Source organism: Serratia grimesii (genome assembly GCF_900186025.1).
GTDB classification, from domain to species: domain Bacteria; phylum Pseudomonadota; class Gammaproteobacteria; order Enterobacterales; family Enterobacteriaceae; genus Serratia; species Serratia grimesii.
The window spans coordinates 4951378-4969182 of the sequence record NZ_LT883155.1 but is presented as its reverse complement, the minus strand read 5'-3'; the positions used below and the strand labels follow the sequence as shown (position 1 = coordinate 4969182).

Sequence of the window (17805 nt, the reverse complement as noted above, 5' to 3'; positions counted from 1 at the left end):
ATTTAAATTATGCCTGCTTATTTTAGCAGGCATAATGTTAAGCGTAATATAGGGGCGTAGCTCAGTTGGTAGAGCACCGGTCTCCAAAACCGGGTGTCGCGAGTTCGAGTCTCTCCGCCCCTGCCATATTAGAAACCCTTTGCGAAAGCGAAGGGTTTTTTTTGCTTTCTACTTTCTAAAAAATCCTCGCGGCCCCTCCACGATCGCCTAAAAATAACACCGAAATAGTTCTTAAATCGAGCGTTACTTGTTTGTTTAATGAACAAAATATCGGTGATACCGCTCATTATTCCCATCTCATTTTCGACTTTGCACTAATGCGTCCCTGCCTTTATGGACATTCATTTCGCCAGAAAAATAGATTGTAGATATAACAACAGCACCTTCGACTTAAGTCTGCTCGGTATTGGTTGTAACTATGGAAAATCCGTACGCTGTGTCTGTCTGACGAGCACCCTATTTCACATTTAAATTCTGGATCGCCGGTGTCGCAATAGAGATATTTGGCACTGTATGTACCGTAAAACGGGTGTCTGGAGGAGATTGTTGGTTTGCTGAATTAAGGTGGCTCAACGCACCATTGGCACTGTAGCGGTGATGTGTTCGCTATCACGCTGTGATGGGCGGTTGGCGTTATTGAACCGGGCACCATATCCTGCTGTTTTGTTTTCTCGGCCCCAGAAGGCGAGGAGCGCGTTTTAACTCACCAGACGAGCTAAACCCTGCCACCCTCGCTTAAAGCCGCTATAGAGCGTCATGCTGTGGTATTTAAAGGTATTTTCAATAGTTGCCGGATAAGCGGCTGCTGGTCGCTGTTTTGTAGCCAGACGGCATAGAGCGGACGAATAATCGGCGGGATCTCAGGGGCAGCTGCCAATTGGGGATAGTCTTTCTCCCATTGGCTGGGCAGAAAGGCGCAGCCTCCGGTGGTTTCCAGGAGTTGTCGGGTCAGATGAGCTGAGGTAGTGGTGAGCACTGGGAGGTTATCCCCTTCTAGCATACGACTTTCCTGCTGATGGAAGTCTGCTCCCCATTCCAGCTTGATATACGGCATTGGCGCATGTTTATCGCGTAGGGTAGAGGAAAATAGTCGCAGCGAAAAATTACCTAATAGTTGGCTGGCCAGCTCATCCATCTTCGGTGGTTCGGTAGTGATGAGCAAATCGAGCTGTCTTTCATGTAACTGTTTTACCAAAGAGTGCCGTAGTGCGATCCGGGCTTCCAGCTGTAACGCCTCACGCTGCTGATAGAGCGATTGCAGCCATGGGGTCAGATAAGCCTCCCACAGCGACGCGGTCGCTCCGATGGACAACTCGGTATGTTGTAGTGAACGCACCACCTCTTTTTTTGCCAACTGCCATGTCATCATCAGGCTCTCAGCATAGGGCAAAAGCCGCTCCCCAGCAGGCGTCAGACGGATATTGTTGCGATGTCGGGTGAATAAATTTGCGCCTAATTGGTTTTCTAACTGGCGGATGCGAAAACTGACGGCGGACTGCGTTAAGTACAAGGATTCTGCTGCTCGGCCAAAGTGACGCGTTCTACTGACCTCCAAAAAGGTTTTCAGTAATTCGGTATCCACACCCATCTCCAGAAATTTTTATCGTTAAGATTTAAATGTTTTGTTTTACACAATGTCAAGCCTATCTAATACTCCGCGCCATAAACAGCACGGCCATGAGAGAATTAGGAGCGTGTCAGATGGCGGATAGCTTCACCACGACCAATCGTTTTTTTGATAATAAACACTATCCTCGCGGGTTCTCCCGTCACGGCGATTTCACCATTAAAGAAGCGCAATTGCTAGAGCGTTTCGGGTATGCGTTTAACGAGCTGGACACGGGTAAACGCCAACCGGTCACTGAAGAAGAACAGTTGTTCGTCGCAGTGTGCCACGGTGAGCGCGAGCCGGTTACCGAGCAGGAAAAAGTATGGGCTAAATATCTGGTGCGCACACGCCGCCCGAAAAAATTCCATACTTTGTCTGGCGGTAAGCCGCAAGCTGATGCGGTGGAAGATTACACCGACAGCGACGATTGATAACGATGGGGCCTTAGGGCCCCATTTTTACTCCAGACTGCGATGCAGTTGTAGCAACAGGCGGTCCATACTGCGGTAACCCAGCGCCTCGCTCAAATGACGCTTATCAATATCCCGATCTCCTGCCAAATCAGCCAGCGTACGGGCTACTTTTAAAATCCTCTGCCAAGCGCGAACCGATAATCCCAACGAGTTTAACGTTGTTTCAAGAAAACCAGCATCTGCTGTGCTAAGCCGACAATCCCGGTCGACCTCGTTATTATTCAGCAGGGCATTGATCTTCCCCGCCCGCTTAAGCTGCCTTTCACGTGCCAGCAGCACACGCGCTCTTACGTGTATGCTGCTTTCGCCAACGATGCGGCGTTTGCTCAACACACCAGGCGGCAGTAATGGCACCTCAATCGATAAATCGAAGCGATCGAGAAACGGCCCCGAAAGTCGCCCCAGGTAACGTAGCACCTGCTGGGGCGAAGCGCGGTTATGCATGCCTTGATAGTGCCCGGTAGGGCTGGGGTTCATCGCGGCGATCAATTGCACCCTCGCTGGGAAGCGGACTTTGGCGCTGGCGCGTGAAATCACAATCTCGCCGGACTCCAGCGGTTCACGCAGGGCATCCAGCACGCGTCGTTCGAACTCAGGCAGTTCATCAAGAAACAGGACACCATTGTGTGCCATCGATATTTCACCTGGTCGTGGCAGCGTACCGCCCCCGACGAGTGCGGCCATAGAAGCACTGTGATGCGGCGCGCGAAACGGCCTCTGTCGCCATGGTAGCGCTTGTGCGGGATGCTGCAGCAGGCTGGCGACGCTGATGCTTTCCAGCGCCTCCTGGTCGGTCAGTGGAGGGAGCAGGCTATTTAGTCGGCTGGCCAACATGGTTTTCCCCGTTCCTGGTGGGCCGACCAGCAGCAAATTGTGGCCCCCGGCGGCGGCGATCTCCAGCGCCCGTTTTGCCTGCTCCTGACCCAGTATGTCCTGCAGGTCAGCAGGTTCTTGCACCGTATCCGCTGCTAGCGGGGCACTGGCTGCGGGTAAATCGCTTTTACCCAACAAAAACGCACAAACCTCAAGCAGGTGTTCTGCCACCCGTGTCTCACTTTGTGTAATCAGCCCCACCTCTCGCCCATTGGCGGTAGCTAAAATCAACTGCCTACCCGCATCCAGTGCTGCTAGTGCAGCGGGTATTGCCCCGCTGACACCCCGTAATGCACCGGATAACGCCAGTTCCCCGAGGAACTCGTAGCGAGCCAGCTTATCGGCTGGCAGCTGCTCGGAGGCAGCAAGGATCGCCAGAGCAATCGGCAGGTCGTAACGGCCGCCTTCTTTGGGGAGGTCCGCGGGTGCCAGGTTGACGGTGATGCGCCGGGCAGGAAAGGTGAAGCCATTGTTGATCAAAGCACTGCGCACCCGATCGCGCGCCTCTTTCACTGTTGTTTCCGGGAGACCGACCATTGTTAAGCCGGGTAGTCCATTACTGATATGCACTTCGACCGTGACTGAAGGGGCCTGAACGCCCAGGGTGGCCCGGGTATAGATAACCGCCAATGACATATTGCTCTCCTCGCTGAAGGCAACATGATGCGGAATATACGCAATAGAGGCGCGGTAACCTTGAAGTATTTGCGGGGGGAATCGTAATTAAAATAATAAATTTCATGTGGATAGTTATATTTTTGCGCTGCACAGCGCAAGAAGTGGCAATACCCCTTAACAATTACGTGAATGCTGCAACACATTAGCAGGCCAACTCTGTTGCGGCAGGAGGGGAAATGGGTGTATTTAACAATTGATTAAAATAAAAATCACTTCGTTAACAACCTCCGACCGCCAACGCATCCGCCACGGCAGCCGCTAAACCTCATGACCTCGTATTCTACGGTAGGGATAACATTATGTTTGGTTGGACCTCGCTGCAACGCAATGCAGCCATCGCCAGTTTTTCAAGCTGGACGCTCGACGCTTTCGATTTTTTCGTGCTGGTATTTCTACTCAGCGATATCGCACAGTCTTTCCATGTCGGGATGGAGGAGGTGACACTGGCGATCTTACTGACGCTGGCGGTGCGCCCGATTGGTGCGCTGATCTTTGGTCGAGCGGCTGAAAAGTATGGCCGCAAACCGATTTTGATGCTGAACATTGTCTTCTTCTCCGTGTTTGAACTGTTGTCTGCGGCGGCACCGTCGTTGACGGTATTCCTCTTGTTACGTGTGTTATATGGCGTGGCAATGGGCGGGATCTGGGGCGTGGCATCGTCACTGGCGATGGAAACTATTCCCGATCGCTCACGTGGCTTAATGTCAGGGATTTTCCAGGCAGGTTACCCGTTCGGCTACCTATTGGCGGCAGTGGTGTATGGTCTGTTGTTTGAGGCGATTGGCTGGCGTGGCATGTTCGTTATCGGTGCCGCACCCATTTTGCTTCTGCCGTTTATTTATTATTGCGTGCAGGAGTCACCAGTGTGGTTGGCGGCACGTGAACGCAAGGAAAGCAGCGCATTACTGCCGGTACTGAAAAGTCATTGGAAGCTCTGTGGCTACCTGGTATTGCTGATGGCGGCGTTCAATTTCTTCTCGCACGGTACCCAGGATATGTACCCGGTATTTTTGAAAGTTCAGCATGGTTTCGATCCTAAAACCGTCAGTATCATCGCCATTAGCTACAATATCGCGTCAATTATTGGTGGCGTTTTCTTTGGGGCGCTGTCAGAAAAAATCGGTCGTAAGAAAGCGATTATCATTGCCGCATTACTGGCGTTGCCGGTGATTCCGTTATGGGCGTTCTCCAGCGGCTCACTGATGCTGGGAATTGGCGCATTCCTGATGCAGTTCATGGTACAGGGGGCTTGGGGCGTAATACCGACCTACCTCACTGAGTTAGTCCCGGCGAATACCCGCGCGGTGCTACCAGGGTTTGTTTACCAGTTGGGTAACTTGATCGCTTCCGTCAATGCCACACTGCAGGCAACGATCGCCGAGCATAATGGCCAGAATTATGGGTTGGCGATGGCAATTATCGCCGGCACGGTAGCGATTATCATTGCGCTGTTGGTGTTCTTTGGTAAAGACACACGCGGCAAGGCGATCTCGGGTGCAGTGAACCCCTCCAGCTCGCATGCCAGCGTGTGAAAACCGGGCATTTTGCACGAGGTATGACCAGATTGCGCCGAATAATAACGCAAAAAAAGTGTTGTCATGCCGCGCGGGACTATGGTACCTCTGTAGGTATTAGTTCGAAACGAGCACAGTGAACAAACCTATTATGAAAGCCTTTGCCCAAGTGATTAGCCTAGTCGTGATTAGCGTGGTGGTGATTATTATCCCACCGTGCGGGGCTGCACTTGGACGAAGAATGGCTTAGAAAACAAGCCGGAATCGCAAGAGAACCCCCGCACCGTAAGGTCCGGGGGTTTTTTATTGGCAAGAGAAAAGTGAAGCGAGGATAAAAATATGAGTAACAGAACAAAATCCTGCAATTATCGAAGTAAGGCGGGGAAATAACCATGAACGGGGCTCAGTGGGTAGTACAAGCGTTGCGTGCGCAGGGGGTTGATACGGTATTCGGCTATCCGGGTGGCGCAATCATGCCGGTCTACGATGCATTGTATGACGGCGGGGTGGAACACCTGCTGTGCCGCCACGAGCAAGGTGCCGCAATGGCCGCTATTGGATACGCTCGCTCAACCGGCAAGGTTGGCGTTTGCATCGCTACCTCCGGCCCCGGAGCCACCAACTTGATCACTGGCTTAGCCGATGCCCTGCTGGATTCTGTTCCCGTGGTGGCGATTACTGGCCAGGTAGGTTCTGCGCTGATTGGTACCGATGCTTTTCAGGAGATCGATGTTCTCGGCCTGTCGTTGGCCTGCACTAAACACAGCTTCCTGGTGGAATCACTGGATGCGCTGCCGGGCATCATGGCGGAAGCCTTCGCCATCGCGAGCAGCGGTCGTCCTGGCCCCGTGCTGATCGACATCCCGAAAGACATCCAACTGGCTCACGGCGAATTGCACCCACATTTGATGCCGGTAGTGGAAGAACTGAATTACCCGGCGGCAGAGTTGGTACAAGCTGCTGAGCTGCTGGTGCAAGCACATAAGCCGATGTTGTACATCGGCGGTGGAGTAGGCATGGCACAGGCGGTGCCGGAATTACGCGAGTTTATCGCGGCGACCCAAATGCCTAACGTCGTCACGCTGAAAGGGCTGGGTGCACCGGATGCTGAGCATCCGTATTACCTCGGTATGCTGGGTATGCACGGCACTAAAGCCGCCAATCTGGCGGTGCAAGAATGCGACTTGTTGATCGCTGTCGGTGCACGTTTTGACGATCGCGTGACCGGTAAACTGAATGCTTTTGCACCACACGCCAAGGTGATCCACATGGATATCGACCCGGCGGAAATGAGCAAATTACGTCAAGCGCATGTCGCGCTGCAGGGCGATTTAAAGGCTTTATTGCCAGCGTTGCAACAGCCGCTGAATATCGCTGCCTGGCAGCAGCGTGTGGTTGAACTGAAAGAAACACATACCTGTCGTTACGATCATCCGGGCCAGCCGATTTACGCGCCACTGCTGTTGAAGCAGCTGTCCGAGCGCAAGCCGGCCAATAGCGTGGTCACCACAGATGTGGGCCAGCACCAGATGTGGACCGCACAGCACATGACCTTTGAACGTCCTGAGAATTTCATCACTTCCAGCGGTTTGGGCACCATGGGCTTCGGCGTGCCGGCAGCAGTTGGCGCGCAGATGGCTCGCCCGGAAGATACGGTGATCTGCGTTTCTGGCGACGGTTCTTTCATGATGAACGTGCAGGAACTGGGTACCATCAAACGCAAACAGTTACCGCTGAAAATCGTTTTGCTGGATAACCAGCGTTTGGGCATGGTTCGTCAGTGGCAGCAACTGTTTTTTGACGGACGTTACAGCGAAACCAATCTTTCCGATAACCCCGATTTCCTGATGTTGGCCAATGCCTTTGGCATCCCAGGCCAACGTATCACCCGCAAAGACCAGGTAGCAGATGCGCTTGATGCTTTATTCAACAGCGAAGGGCCTTACATGCTGCATGTGTCGATTGATGAACTCGAAAACGTCTGGCCGCTGGTGCCGCCGGGTGCCGGTAACGAAACCATGTTGGAGAAAATATCATGATGCACCATCAACTCTCGATCCAGGCCCGTTTTCGCCCTGAAATGTTAGAGCGTGTATTGCGCGTCGTGCGTCATCGTGGCTTTCAGGTTTGTGCTATGAATATGGCTGCGGCTGCAAATACCGACAAGATTAATATTGAATTGACCGTTGCCAGCCAGCGCCCGGTGGATCTACTGTCATCTCAGTTGAGCAAACTGATGGACGTCTCCTGCGTTGAGATCCAGCAACAAACATCACAACAAATACGCGCCTGACGCGCGAGAAGGATAAATAACAATGACGAAGAAAGCCGATTACATTTGGTTCAATGGCGAGATGGTTCCTTGGGCTGACGCCAAAGTGCACGTGATGTCACATGCGTTGCATTACGGCACTTCGGTGTTTGAAGGGGTCCGTTGCTACGACTCCCATAAAGGGCCGGTGGTGTTCCGTCACCGTGAGCATATGCAACGCCTGCATGACTCGGCAAAAATCTACCGTATGCCGGTATCGCAAAGTGTTGATGAGCTGATGGAAGCCTGCCGTGCCACGCTGCGTAAAAACAATCTGGGCAGTGCTTATATTCGTCCGTTAGTGTTTGTGGGGGACGTTGGTATGGGGGTCAACCCGCCAGCCGGTTACAAAACAGACGTGATTATCGCGGCGTTTCCTTGGGGCGCGTACCTGGGTGAAGAGGCGCTGGATCAAGGCATCGATGCAATGGTCTCGTCCTGGCACCGTGTGGCCCCAAATACCATTCCAACCGCGGCCAAAGCGGGGGGTAACTACCTCTCGTCTCTGCTGGTGGGCAGCGAAGCACGCCGCCATGGTTATCAGGAAGGGATCGCGCTGGATGTGCACGGCTATATTTCCGAAGGTGCAGGCGAGAACTTGTTTGAAGTGAAAGACGGTGTGCTGTTTACCCCACCGTTTACTTCTTCTGCTCTGCCGGGTATCACCCGCGATGCCATCATCAAGCTGGCGAAAGACATGGGCTTTGAAGTGCGTGAGCAGGTCTTGTCGCGTGAGTCACTCTACCTGGCCGATGAAGTGTTCATGTCCGGTACCGCTGCAGAAATCACACCGGTGCGTAGCGTTGATGGCATTCAGGTCGGTATTGGCAAATGTGGGCCGGTAACCAAACAGATCCAACAGGCGTTCTTTGGCCTGTTCACTGGCAAGACTGAAGATAAGTATGGGTGGTTGGATCCGGTAAACCCATAATTTACCCGTCGTCTTTCAAGCTGCAGCGTTGTTACCTGCACTATCTCACCCCAGTCACTTACTGAAGTAAGTTCCTGGGGATGAGATAGCTGGCCGCCTAACTGCAGTTTGAAATCCATAGGGTAAAAATGGCAGACAAGATAAGACAAAATGGGCGGTTCGTTCGCCGCCTGTAAATGAATACATTTGGAGTGAAGAGCATGCCTAAGTACCGTTCCGCTACCACCACCCACGGCCGTAATATGGCGGGTGCCCGCGCATTATGGCGCGCGACCGGAATGACCGACGACGATTTTGGTAAACCCATTATTGCGGTGGTCAACTCATTCACCCAGTTCGTTCCGGGCCATGTGCATCTGCGTGATTTGGGCAAGCTGGTTGCAGAACAGATCGAAGCCTCAGGCGGCGTTGCCAAAGAGTTCAACACCATTGCGGTAGATGACGGTATCGCCATGGGGCACGGCGGCATGCTTTATTCCCTGCCGTCGCGTGAACTGATCGCCGACTCGGTTGAATACATGGTAAATGCTCACTGCGCGGATGCGATGGTGTGTATCTCCAATTGCGACAAGATCACTCCAGGGATGCTGATGGCGTCACTGCGCCTGAACATTCCTGTGATTTTCGTTTCCGGCGGCCCGATGGAAGCCGGCAAGACCAAGCTTTCCGACAAAATCATCAAGCTGGATCTGATCGACGCCATGATTCAGGGCGCCAACCCGAACGTCAGCGATGCCGACAGCGCACAGATCGAACGCTCCGCCTGTCCGACCTGCGGTTCCTGTTCCGGTATGTTCACTGCCAACTCGATGAACTGCCTGACTGAAGCCCTGGGCTTGTCCCAACCGGGCAACGGCTCGCTGCTGGCGACCCACGCTGACCGTAAGGATCTGTTCCTCAACGCCGGTAAACGCATCGTAGCGTTGACCAAACGTTACTACGAACAGGACGACGAAAGCGCACTGCCACGCAGCATCGCCAACAAGGCCGCGTTCGAAAACGCGATGACGCTGGACATCGCGATGGGCGGTTCGACCAACACCGTGTTGCACCTGCTGGCGGCGGCTCAGGAAGGTGAAATTGACTTCACCATGGAAGATATTGACCGTCTGTCACGCAAGGTACCGCACCTGTGCAAAGTGGCGCCAAGCACCCAGAAATATCATATGGAAGACGTCCACCGTGCCGGTGGCGTACTGGCCATCTTGGGTGAGTTGGATCGTGCGGGCCTGATGAACCGCGACGTCGACAATATTTTGGGCATGAAACTGACGGAAACACTGAATCAGTACGACATCATGCTGACGCAGGATGAGGCGGTGAAGAAAATGTTCCGTGCGGGCCCGGCAGGTATTCGTACGACTCAGGCGTTCTCGCAGGATTGTCGTTGGGATACGCTGGATGATGATCGCGCAGAAGGCTGTATCCGCTCGCTGGAAAATGCTTTCAGCCTGGAAGGTGGCTTGGCTGTGTTGTACGGCAACATGGCACTGGACGGCAGCATTGTGAAAACCGCCGGTGTCGACAAAGACAACCTGACTTTCCGCGGCCCAGCAAAAGTGTACGAAAGTCAGGACACGGCGGTAGAAGCAATCTTGGGGGGCAAAGTGGTTGCCGGTGACGTAGTCGTGATCCGCTATGAAGGGCCGAAAGGTGGGCCGGGCATGCAGGAAATGCTGTACCCAACCACTTATCTGAAATCCATGGGGCTGGGCAAGGCTTGTGCCTTGATTACCGATGGACGTTTTTCTGGCGGCACCTCTGGCCTGTCTATCGGGCACGTTTCTCCAGAAGCGGGCAGCGGTGGCCTGATTGCGCTGATCGAAGATGGCGACATGATCGACATCGACATTCCAAAACGCAGCATGGTACTGGATGTGTCGGACAGCGAACTGGCAGCTCGTCGTGAAGTTGAATTGGCGCGTGGTGATCAAGCCTGGACCCCGAAAAATCGTGAGCGTCAGGTTTCCTTCGCTCTGCGCGCCTACGCCACCCTGGCGACCAGTGCCGATAAAGGTGCCGTACGCGACAAGAGTAAACTGGGAGGCTAAGCATCATGGCGGTATCGCAACCCCTACCCGACGCTCCCTGCGGCGCGGAGTATTTGCGAGCGGTACTCCGCTCGCCGGTTTATGAGGTGGCTCAGGTCACCCCATTACAGACCATGAGCAAAATCTCTTCACGCCTCGGCAATACCATTTTGGTGAAGCGTGAAGATCGTCAGCCAGTGCACAGTTTCAAGCTGCGCGGGGCTTACGCCATGATCGCCAGCCTGAACGAAGAGCAAAAGGCACGCGGTGTGGTGACGGCTTCTGCGGGCAACCACGCCCAGGGCGTAGCGTATTCCGGCAAACGCTTGGGCATCAAAACGTTGATCGTGATGCCGGTGTCCACCGCAGATATCAAAGTGGATGCGGTACGTAGTTTTGGCGGTGAAGTGCTGTTACACGGTGCCAACTTTGATGAAGCCAAGGCCAGAGCGATTGAGCTTTCACTCAAACAAGGCATGACCTTTGTCCCACCCTTTGATCACCCAACGGTGATCGCTGGGCAAGGTACGCTGGCAATGGAGCTATTGCAGCAAGACGCGCATCTTGACCGGGTGTTTGTGCCGGTTGGTGGTGGCGGTCTGGCAGCCGGTGTGGCGGTATTGATCAAGCAACTGATGCCGCAGATCAAAGTGATTGGCGTGGAAGCGGAAGATTCAGCGTGCCTGCGGGCGGCGCTGGACGCCGGACATCCGGTGGACCTGGCGCGTGTCGGCTTGTTTGCCGAAGGCGTGGCGGTGAAACGCATCGGTGATGAAACCTTCCGCCTGTGTCGTGAATACCTGGACGATGTGATCACCGTTGACAGCGACGCCATTTGTGCTGCGGTCAAAGATCTGTTTGAAGATGTGCGCGCCATTGCCGAACCGTCCGGTGCGCTGGCCTTGGCCGGACTGAAAAAGTATGTACAACAGCACAATATTCAGGGCGAACGTTTGGCGCACGTCTTGTCCGGTGCCAACCTGAATTTCCATGGCTTGCGCTATGTATCGGAACGCTGCGAATTAGGTGAACAGCGTGAAGCCCTGCTGGCGGTGACCATTCCAGAACAGAAAGGCAGTTTCCTGAAGTTTTGCCAACTGCTGGGTGGGCGTTCGGTGACGGAATTTAACTACCGATACGCCGATGCGGATAACGCCTGCATTTTCGTCGGTGTTCGTCTGACACGCGGTCATGCCGAACGGCTGGAAATTCTTGATGAGTTACACGCCGATGGTTATCAGGTGGTGGATCTGTCCGACGATGAAATGGCCAAGCTGCACGTGCGTTATATGGTGGGGGGACGTCCTTCGAAGCCACTGCGCGAGCGTCTGTACAGCTTTGAGTTCCCGGAGTCGCCAGGTGCATTGCTGAAGTTCCTGCAGACGTTGGGTACCCACTGGAATATTTCGCTGTTCCACTATCGTAGTCACGGTACCGATTTTGGTCGTGTGTTGGCGGGCTTCGAGTTGTCGCAAACTGAACCTGAGTTTGAGCAACACCTCCAGGCATTGGGCTACGACTGCCACGATGAAACGGATAACCCGGCATTCCGCTTCTTTTTGCAGGGCTAAAGGCGTTAACAAGGACGGCGTATGACTGACAAATTTAGTGGCTTTAGCCAGCAAGGCCTGAATTTTCTCCAGCAGGTGCGCATCGAAAACGACAAGGAATGGTTTGAGGCCAACCGCAGCGTTTACGATCACGAACTGCTGACGCCGTTCCGTTCACTGGTGGCTGAACTTAGCCCGGTGATGCTGGCAATTGACCCACAGTTTGAAATCCGGCCGGCGATCGGCAAAACGCTGTCGCGCATTCACCGCGACACGCGTTTTTCGCATGATAAATCGCGCTACCGCAGCCGCATGTGGCTGACGTTTAAACGACCGAGCAAAGACTGGAAGGACGCGCCGGTCTACTTCTTCGAACTGGGGCCGGACATGTTGCGCTATGGGCTGGGTTATTACAGCGCCAACAAGCAGACCATGGATCTGTTTCGCCATACGCTGCAGCACCGACCGCAGCCCTTTTTAGAGGTCGCGGCCTGCTGCCGGCCACCGTACGAGCTGGTAGGAGAAAGCTACAAGCGGCCGTTAGTGAAAGAGCAGGCGGCAGAAATTGCCGCCTGGTACAACCGCAAGTCCTTTGCAGTGATGGCGACCGACAGTCAGGTGGAAAAGCTGTTCAATGCCGATTTGGTGCAGACCCTGGCACAAGGCTTCCTACAGCTGGAGCCGCTTTACCACTGGCTGATGCAGGTAGAGGCGATGAAGCAGGTCGATCCTTCTGACTTATGACAGTAAGCGCCAGAAAGCGTCGATCAGCGGGTCGCTGAGACGCTTTTTCTGCACGCAGACCCCTAATTCGAACGGTTCGACCATAGAGATATTATCTAACTGAGATATACGGTTACGCACGGGTTCTGGGCTGTTGTCTACGACCACGCCGGGGATCAGCGCAATACCGCAGCCCAGCGCCACCATTGAGACGATGGCCTCGTGGCCGCCAACGGTGGCGTAAATCAGTGGATTGGGAATACGTTGGCGACGGAACCACAGTTCGATACGTTTTCGCGACGGACCATGCTCCGGCAGGATAAAAGGAATATTGGCCCAGTCGGGATGCTCGGCAAACGCTTGGCTGCGTACAGCACAAGGCAGCGCCGGAGCAATCAGCACCAGCGGGATCTCGCCGATTTTGGTGAACGCCACGCTGGTGGGCAGGGTTTCTGGGCGCCCGGCGATGCCGAGGTCGGCTTCGTTGGATTGTACTTTATCGACGGCATCCGCGGCGTCACCGGTGGTGAGCTTGATCTCCACCAGCGGGTGTTGTGCGCGAAAGCGATCGAGTATCGGTGGCAGATGGCTGTAGGCGGCAGTCACCGAGCAAAACAACCGTAATTCGCCGCTCAAAGATGGACCATGCTGGCCAAGTGAATGCTTGAGTTGCTGGTATTGCAATAGCGTTTGCTGGGCAAAATCTTTTAGTTGTTCACCGGCATCGGTGAGCTGCACCGTGCGGTTATCGCGCAAAAACAGAGGCTGCCCGAGGATCTCTTCCAGCCGTTGGATTTGGCGGGACAGCGTCGACGGGCTGACGTGCATCGCCTTGGCGGTGCGGCCAAAGTGATGGCTTTCAGCCAGATGGAGGAACAGCTTTAAATCACGCAAATCCATATCAGTACGCTCGCAGCAAGAGTGTTGCATAAATTGCAATGTCACATTCGTAATATATCAATTTAAGCAACACGTTTCCTGTTATACATTGAGTTTAACGAATCTCCGCACAGACAGGGCGGGGAATGAAAATAACATGCACCCTCTGTATTTCAATTGGCAGCTAATGCAGATAACAACGCTGCAATTTGAAAGACGACGGATATGCAAGACACAACATCTAACTGGAGTACCACCATGGCTAACTATTTCAACACCTTGAACCTGCGTCAGCAGTTGGCGCAATTAGGCAAATGTCGCTTTATGGCACGTGAAGAATTTGCTGATGAAGCGGGCTACCTGAAAGGCAAAAAAGTGGTGATTGTCGGCTGTGGCGCACAGGGCCTGAACCAGGGTCTGAACATGCGTGACTCAGGCCTGGATGTTGCCTATGCCCTGCGTAAAGAAGCCATTGATGAAAAACGCCCTTCATGGCGTAAGGCGACCGAAAATGGCTTCAAAGTAGGGACTTACGAAGATTTGATCCCACAGGCAGACTTGGTTGTTAACCTGACTCCAGACAAGCAGCATACTTCTGTTGTGCGTGCAGTTCAGCCGCTGATGAAAGACGGTGCAGCGCTGGGCTACTCACATGGCTTCAACATCGTTGAAGTGGGTGAGCAAGTGCGTAAAGACATCACCGTGGTGATGGTTGCGCCAAAATGTCCGGGCACCGAAGTGCGCGAAGAATACAAACGTGGTTTCGGCGTACCGACTCTGATTGCGGTTCACCCGGAAAACGATCCGAAAGGCGAAGGCATGGCGATTGCCAAAGCCTGGGCCGCTGCGACCGGCGGTCACCGTGCTGGCGTACTGGAGTCTTCTTTCGTTGCCGAAGTGAAATCTGACCTGATGGGTGAGCAGACCATTCTGTGTGGCATGTTGCAGGCGGGTTCACTGCTGTGCTTCGACAAGCTGGTTGCTGAAGGCACTGACCCGGCTTATGCAGAAAAACTGATCCAGTTCGGTTGGGAAACCATTACCGAAGCGCTGAAGCAAGGCGGTATCACGCTGATGATGGACCGCCTGTCCAATCCAGCCAAACTGCGCGCCTTTGCGCTGTCTGAGCAGCTGAAAGAGATCATGGCGCCACTGTTCCAGAAACACATGGATGACATCATCTCCGGCGCTTTCTCTGGCGGCATGATGGCTGACTGGGCAGAAGACGATGTGAAACTGCTGAACTGGCGTGAAGAGACCGGCAAATCAGCGTTCGAAAACGCGCCGCAGTTCGAAGGTAAAATCAGCGAGCAGGAATACTTTGACCATGGCGTGTTGATGGTAGCTATGGTGAAAGCCGGTGTTGAACTGGCGTTCGAAACCATGGTTGATGCGGGCATCATCGAAGAATCCGCTTACTACGAATCACTGCACGAGCTGCCGCTGATCGCCAACACCATTGCGCGTAAGCGTCTGTACGAAATGAACGTGGTTATCTCTGATACCGCAGAATACGGCAACTACCTGTTTGCCAACGCGGCAGTGCCGTTGCTGAAAGAGTTCATGACCACCCTGCAGGCGGGTGACCTGGGCAAATCTGTAGCCGGTACCTCGGTAGACAACGCGCAACTGCGTGACGTGAACGAAGCGGTGCGTAATCACCCAATCGAATCTGTTGGTCGTAAACTGCGTGGGTATATGACCGATATGAAACGTATCGCGGTGGCAGGCTAAAACCCGTTGTCTTTCAAGCCGCAGCGTTGTTACCTGCTTTACAAGACCCATCCGTGGGTCTTGTCCCTTAGGCACCTAGCTGCAACTTGAAATACTTAGGGTTTAAAATTTTTAGGGGTTCAAAATTCTGGGTCCGATAAAAAGGCCAGCCTCGTTGCTGGCCTTTCGCATTTTATTGCGGCATGGCCGTTAGCGGAATAATGGCCCCGGGGTACTGGATCACCGTACTGGCCGTCAGATGGCCGCGCTGCGCCGCCTGCACGGCATCTCCGCCAGTTAAACGGACCGCCAGATAACCTGCGCTGAAGGAGTCGCCCGCCGCCGTGGTATCCACCACCTTTTCCTTCGGCAGGCGCACCGCAGGGATCTCAAATTCAGTACCTTCAGCACTGAATACCAGACAGCTATCTGCGCCGCGTTTAATCACTATCTCTGTCACGCCCAGCTGTTGGGTGCGCTGCACCACCTGTTCCAGCGGCAGTTTGCCCCACAGCAAGTCTTCATCATCCAGTGTCAGAAAGGCAATGTCTGTACAAGCCAGCACGTTGCGATAGGCCTGCTGTGCTTCTTCCTTGTTTTGCCACAACCGTGGACGATAGTTGTTATCGAAAATCACCTTACCCCCGTTGGCGCGACACTGGCGCAGCAAGGTCAGCAGTCGAGCACGGCTGGTGGCATCGAGAATCGCAATGCTGATACCACTGAGATACAGATAATCGAATTGGGCCAGTTGTTCGCACAGGCTTTCCGTCTGTGGGCCAGCGAGCCAGTAGCGAGCGGCAGCGTCGTTGCGCCAGTAATAGAAGGTACGTTCGCCAGTCTCATCGGTTTCGATCACGTATAACCCCGGCAGCTTGTTTTCCAGTCGTTGGATCAGACGGGTGTTCACCTTTTCCTGCTGCCAGGCCAGCAGCATTTCCTGGCTGAAACTGTCGGTACCGAGTGCGGTAACGTAATGTACCTGTAGCGCCGTTTCTGCCACTTGGCGGGCGATGTAAACCGCCGTGTTTAACGTGTCGCCGCCAAATCCGCGGCTAAGGTCGGAGCCTTTCTGCGACAGCTCAATCATGCATTCGCCGATCACGGCAAGATTCTGGGTGGTCATAGTCAACAAGCCCTGGCTAAAGGTGTGAGGTGAATTGATGCGAGATGTATCCAGTCTCAGCGCAAGGGGCGGGGGGAGTCAACGAAAATAAAACAACGTTTTAATTTATTTATGATCGCGATCGGGAAACCATAAAGTTTCCCGATGCAGGTCGAACATTGGGGTGTTATTTAGCTGCGGCGCGTAGCTCGGTGACGCATTGACCGCCGATGCCCCAATTATCAGTATCTACTTCATCAATGACCACTACGGTGGTGGCCGGGTTTTTCCCCAGTGTATCCACCAGCAATTGGGTGACTCCAGCGATAAGCTGTTTCTTTTGCTCTGGCGTCGCGCCTTCGCGGGTAATTTTGATATTTACGTAGGGCATGTTTTTTCCTTGGGTTTTGAGACGGCTATTCAATGTAGAAGGCTTTCACTGCCGCTTAAAGTTTTATTACCTACTGCCGATAAAGCAAGGGAAGCAATCACGCAGCCTGAGCGTTTTCATTCCCCTTCGATGGCGATAGTACCAATGACAACCAAGATGACTTCTGGTCTGCTGGCGCCACTCTTTGCCGTATGCACGCATATAAAAGCGCAGCATTACTGGCGGCAATGCCGGCGCCAGTATACTTTCCAACCTATCTACCGTACCTCCGGTACTTTGTTGGCGCTCGAGCTGCTAACGGCGGTATATCATCCGTCCGCGCCAGATAAACCCCTATCACCGGAACTCTATTTTGCGGCTCTCAGCGTCCGTAAACGGCTGCAGGTCATTCAGGAACAGCTTGAATTGCTCCAACGCTGGCAACCGCTGCTGACTCTCCACGGGTTGATGGTCTCGGTTAATATTGACGGGATTGCGCTGGAGGCATTGCAGCGGCAGGGTGCGTTGCAACGTCAGATTGCCAACATGCCGTATCTGCGTTTTGAGCTGGTGGAACATGCGGGAATGGCGTTGAATGGTCCATTGCATCAAATTGCGGGCGCAGAACGATTGTGGTTGGATGATTTTGGTAGTGGGTTGGCGAACTTCTCCGCCGTTAGCACCTGGCGCTATCAATATATTAAGGTGGCGCGTGAGTTATTTACCTTGCTTAAGCAAACGGAAGACGGCATCCAACTGCTAGCGACATTGGTCAGAATGATGAACCAACACAGTGAAGGGGTGATTGTCGAAGGGGTGGAAACTGAGCAAGAGTGGTTGCTGGTACAGCGCTCCGGCGCGTTGGCAGCCCAAGGCTATTACCTTTCACGCCCGGCCCGTTTTGAAACCCTGCAAACCCTGCCTACATTGTTTTCTGCGCCTACTGTTTGATCACCCGTCACCCTAAAGCGTGAACTCTTGCCTATCCTCGGCTAGGCTTGGTAAAGGCTGCTTATCAATTGAGTAGCAAGTTATCGCGTTCAGGG

At 53.7% G+C, this 17805-nt stretch carries 16 protein-coding genes and 1 tRNA gene; 12 read left to right on the top strand and 5 right to left on the bottom strand.

What is annotated here, in order from left to right:
• Positions 1–50: 50 nt before the first annotated feature.
• Positions 51–126: transfer RNA gene (locus SGBXF1_RS23170), tRNA-Trp, on the top strand.
• Between the two features lie 628 nt (positions 127–754).
• Here SGBXF1_RS23170 and hdfR read toward each other — a convergent pair.
• Entirely contained in the window at positions 755–1582 is an 828-nt protein-coding gene (gene hdfR / locus SGBXF1_RS23165) for an HTH-type transcriptional regulator HdfR (RefSeq protein ID WP_037424688.1), read from the bottom strand.
• Positions 1583–1701: 119 nt separating this feature from the next.
• Between hdfR and SGBXF1_RS23160 the strand changes: the two genes are divergently transcribed.
• Positions 1702–2040: a MaoP family protein gene (locus SGBXF1_RS23160; protein WP_037424628.1), complete on the top strand. Its 339-nt coding sequence runs from the start codon at positions 1702–1704 to the stop codon at positions 2038–2040.
• Positions 2041–2067: 27 nt separating this feature from the next.
• Here SGBXF1_RS23160 and SGBXF1_RS23155 read toward each other — a convergent pair whose 3' ends face one another.
• On the bottom strand, positions 2068–3591 hold the full coding sequence (locus SGBXF1_RS23155; RefSeq protein WP_061808664.1) for a YifB family Mg chelatase-like AAA ATPase: 1524 nt from the start codon (positions 3589–3591) through the stop codon (positions 2068–2070).
• A gap of 341 nt (positions 3592–3932) precedes the next feature.
• Here SGBXF1_RS23155 and SGBXF1_RS23150 point away from each other — a divergent pair, with 341 nt between their 5' ends.
• The 8 genes from SGBXF1_RS23150 to SGBXF1_RS23115 all read left to right on the top strand — a co-directional run bounded on the left by SGBXF1_RS23150 (position 3933) and on the right by SGBXF1_RS23115 (position 12713).
• Positions 3933–5165 (top strand): MFS transporter, encoded by a 1233-nt coding sequence (locus SGBXF1_RS23150; RefSeq protein ID WP_037424630.1) that lies wholly within the window; start codon positions 3933–3935, stop codon positions 5163–5165.
• A 133-nt stretch (positions 5166–5298) separates the two neighbouring features.
• Positions 5299–5397 carry an ilv operon leader peptide gene (ilvL, locus tag SGBXF1_RS23145; RefSeq protein ID WP_015962288.1) on the top strand — a complete coding sequence of 33 codons (99 nt, stop codon included), beginning with the start codon at positions 5299–5301 and terminating at the stop codon, positions 5395–5397.
• A gap of 142 nt (positions 5398–5539) precedes the next feature.
• Complete coding sequence (ilvG, locus tag SGBXF1_RS23140) at positions 5540–7186, top strand: acetolactate synthase 2 catalytic subunit (protein WP_037424631.1); 1647 nt, start codon at positions 5540–5542, stop codon at positions 7184–7186.
• Positions 7183–7440 (top strand): acetolactate synthase 2 small subunit, encoded by a 258-nt coding sequence (ilvM, locus tag SGBXF1_RS23135; protein WP_061808667.1) that lies wholly within the window; start codon positions 7183–7185, stop codon positions 7438–7440. Before ilvG ends, ilvM begins: the two co-directional genes overlap by 4 nt.
• A gap of 22 nt (positions 7441–7462) precedes the next feature.
• A complete protein-coding gene (gene ilvE, locus SGBXF1_RS23130) occupies positions 7463–8389 on the top strand; it encodes a branched-chain-amino-acid transaminase (RefSeq protein ID WP_037424634.1) in 927 nt (308 codons plus the stop codon).
• A gap of 200 nt (positions 8390–8589) precedes the next feature.
• A complete protein-coding gene (gene ilvD, locus SGBXF1_RS23125; RefSeq protein ID WP_037424635.1) occupies positions 8590–10440 on the top strand; it encodes a dihydroxy-acid dehydratase in 1851 nt (616 codons plus the stop codon).
• Between the two features lie 5 nt (positions 10441–10445).
• Positions 10446–11990, top strand: a complete 1545-nt coding sequence (gene ilvA, locus SGBXF1_RS23120) for a threonine ammonia-lyase, biosynthetic (RefSeq protein ID WP_037424636.1) — start codon at positions 10446–10448, stop codon at positions 11988–11990.
• 21 nt (positions 11991–12011) lie between these two features.
• Entirely contained in the window at positions 12012–12713 is a 702-nt protein-coding gene (locus tag SGBXF1_RS23115) for a DUF2461 domain-containing protein (protein WP_037424637.1), read from the top strand.
• Here SGBXF1_RS23115 and ilvY read toward each other — a convergent pair.
• Entirely contained in the window at positions 12708–13592 is an 885-nt protein-coding gene (gene ilvY, locus SGBXF1_RS23110) for an HTH-type transcriptional activator IlvY (protein WP_130382361.1), read from the bottom strand. The two genes, SGBXF1_RS23115 and ilvY, sit on opposite strands and share 6 nt — an antisense overlap.
• A 237-nt stretch (positions 13593–13829) precedes the next feature.
• Between ilvY and ilvC the strand changes: the two genes are divergently transcribed.
• Positions 13830–15305: a ketol-acid reductoisomerase gene (gene ilvC / locus SGBXF1_RS23105; protein ID WP_037424638.1), complete on the top strand. Its 1476-nt coding sequence runs from the start codon at positions 13830–13832 to the stop codon at positions 15303–15305.
• A 172-nt stretch (positions 15306–15477) separates the two neighbouring features.
• On the opposite strand, the gene kdgK is transcribed toward ilvC, so the two are convergent.
• Positions 15478–16410 (bottom strand): 2-dehydro-3-deoxygluconokinase, encoded by a 933-nt coding sequence (gene kdgK, locus SGBXF1_RS23100; protein ID WP_186427606.1) that lies wholly within the window; start codon positions 16408–16410, stop codon positions 15478–15480.
• 166 nt (positions 16411–16576) lie between these two features.
• Positions 16577–16780, bottom strand: coding sequence for a 2-hydroxymuconate tautomerase family protein (locus SGBXF1_RS23095; RefSeq protein WP_061808671.1), 204 nt, complete (start codon positions 16778–16780; stop codon positions 16577–16579).
• Between the two features lie 144 nt (positions 16781–16924).
• Between SGBXF1_RS23095 and pdeH the strand changes: the two genes are divergently transcribed.
• Positions 16925–17710 carry a cyclic-guanylate-specific phosphodiesterase gene (pdeH, locus tag SGBXF1_RS23090; RefSeq protein WP_037424641.1) on the top strand — a complete coding sequence of 262 codons (786 nt, stop codon included), beginning with the start codon at positions 16925–16927 and terminating at the stop codon, positions 17708–17710.
• The last annotated feature ends 95 nt before the right edge of the window (positions 17711–17805 follow it).

Bases quoted from the DNA above. Each gene is read 5' to 3' on its own strand.
- ilvC (WP_037424638.1), top strand. From the start codon at position 13,830: ATGGCTAACTATTTCAACACCTTGAACCTGCGTCAGCAGTTGGCGCAA.
- SGBXF1_RS23115 (WP_037424637.1), top strand. From the start codon at position 12,012: ATGACTGACAAATTTAGTGGCTTTAGCCAGCAAGGCCTGAATTTTCTC.
- SGBXF1_RS23095 (WP_061808671.1), bottom strand. From the start codon at position 16,780: ATGCCCTACGTAAATATCAAAATTACCCGCGAAGGCGCGACGCCAGAG.
- ilvL (WP_015962288.1), top strand. From the start codon at position 5,299: ATGAAAGCCTTTGCCCAAGTGATTAGCCTAGTCGTGATTAGCGTGGTG.
- SGBXF1_RS23155 (WP_061808664.1), bottom strand. From the start codon at position 3,591: ATGTCATTGGCGGTTATCTATACCCGGGCCACCCTGGGCGTTCAGGCC.
- kdgK (WP_186427606.1), bottom strand. From the start codon at position 16,410: ATGACCACCCAGAATCTTGCCGTGATCGGCGAATGCATGATTGAGCTG.
- ilvG (WP_037424631.1), top strand. From the start codon at position 5,540: ATGAACGGGGCTCAGTGGGTAGTACAAGCGTTGCGTGCGCAGGGGGTT.
- ilvE (WP_037424634.1), top strand. From the start codon at position 7,463: ATGACGAAGAAAGCCGATTACATTTGGTTCAATGGCGAGATGGTTCCT.
- ilvM (WP_061808667.1), top strand. From the start codon at position 7,183: ATGATGCACCATCAACTCTCGATCCAGGCCCGTTTTCGCCCTGAAATG.
- SGBXF1_RS23160 (WP_037424628.1), top strand. From the start codon at position 1,702: ATGGCGGATAGCTTCACCACGACCAATCGTTTTTTTGATAATAAACAC.
- ilvY (WP_130382361.1), bottom strand. From the start codon at position 13,592: ATGGATTTGCGTGATTTAAAGCTGTTCCTCCATCTGGCTGAAAGCCAT.
- pdeH (WP_037424641.1), top strand. From the start codon at position 16,925: ATGACAACCAAGATGACTTCTGGTCTGCTGGCGCCACTCTTTGCCGTA.
- ilvD (WP_037424635.1), top strand. From the start codon at position 8,590: ATGCCTAAGTACCGTTCCGCTACCACCACCCACGGCCGTAATATGGCG.
- SGBXF1_RS23150 (WP_037424630.1), top strand. From the start codon at position 3,933: ATGTTTGGTTGGACCTCGCTGCAACGCAATGCAGCCATCGCCAGTTTT.
- ilvA (WP_037424636.1), top strand. From the start codon at position 10,446: ATGGCGGTATCGCAACCCCTACCCGACGCTCCCTGCGGCGCGGAGTAT.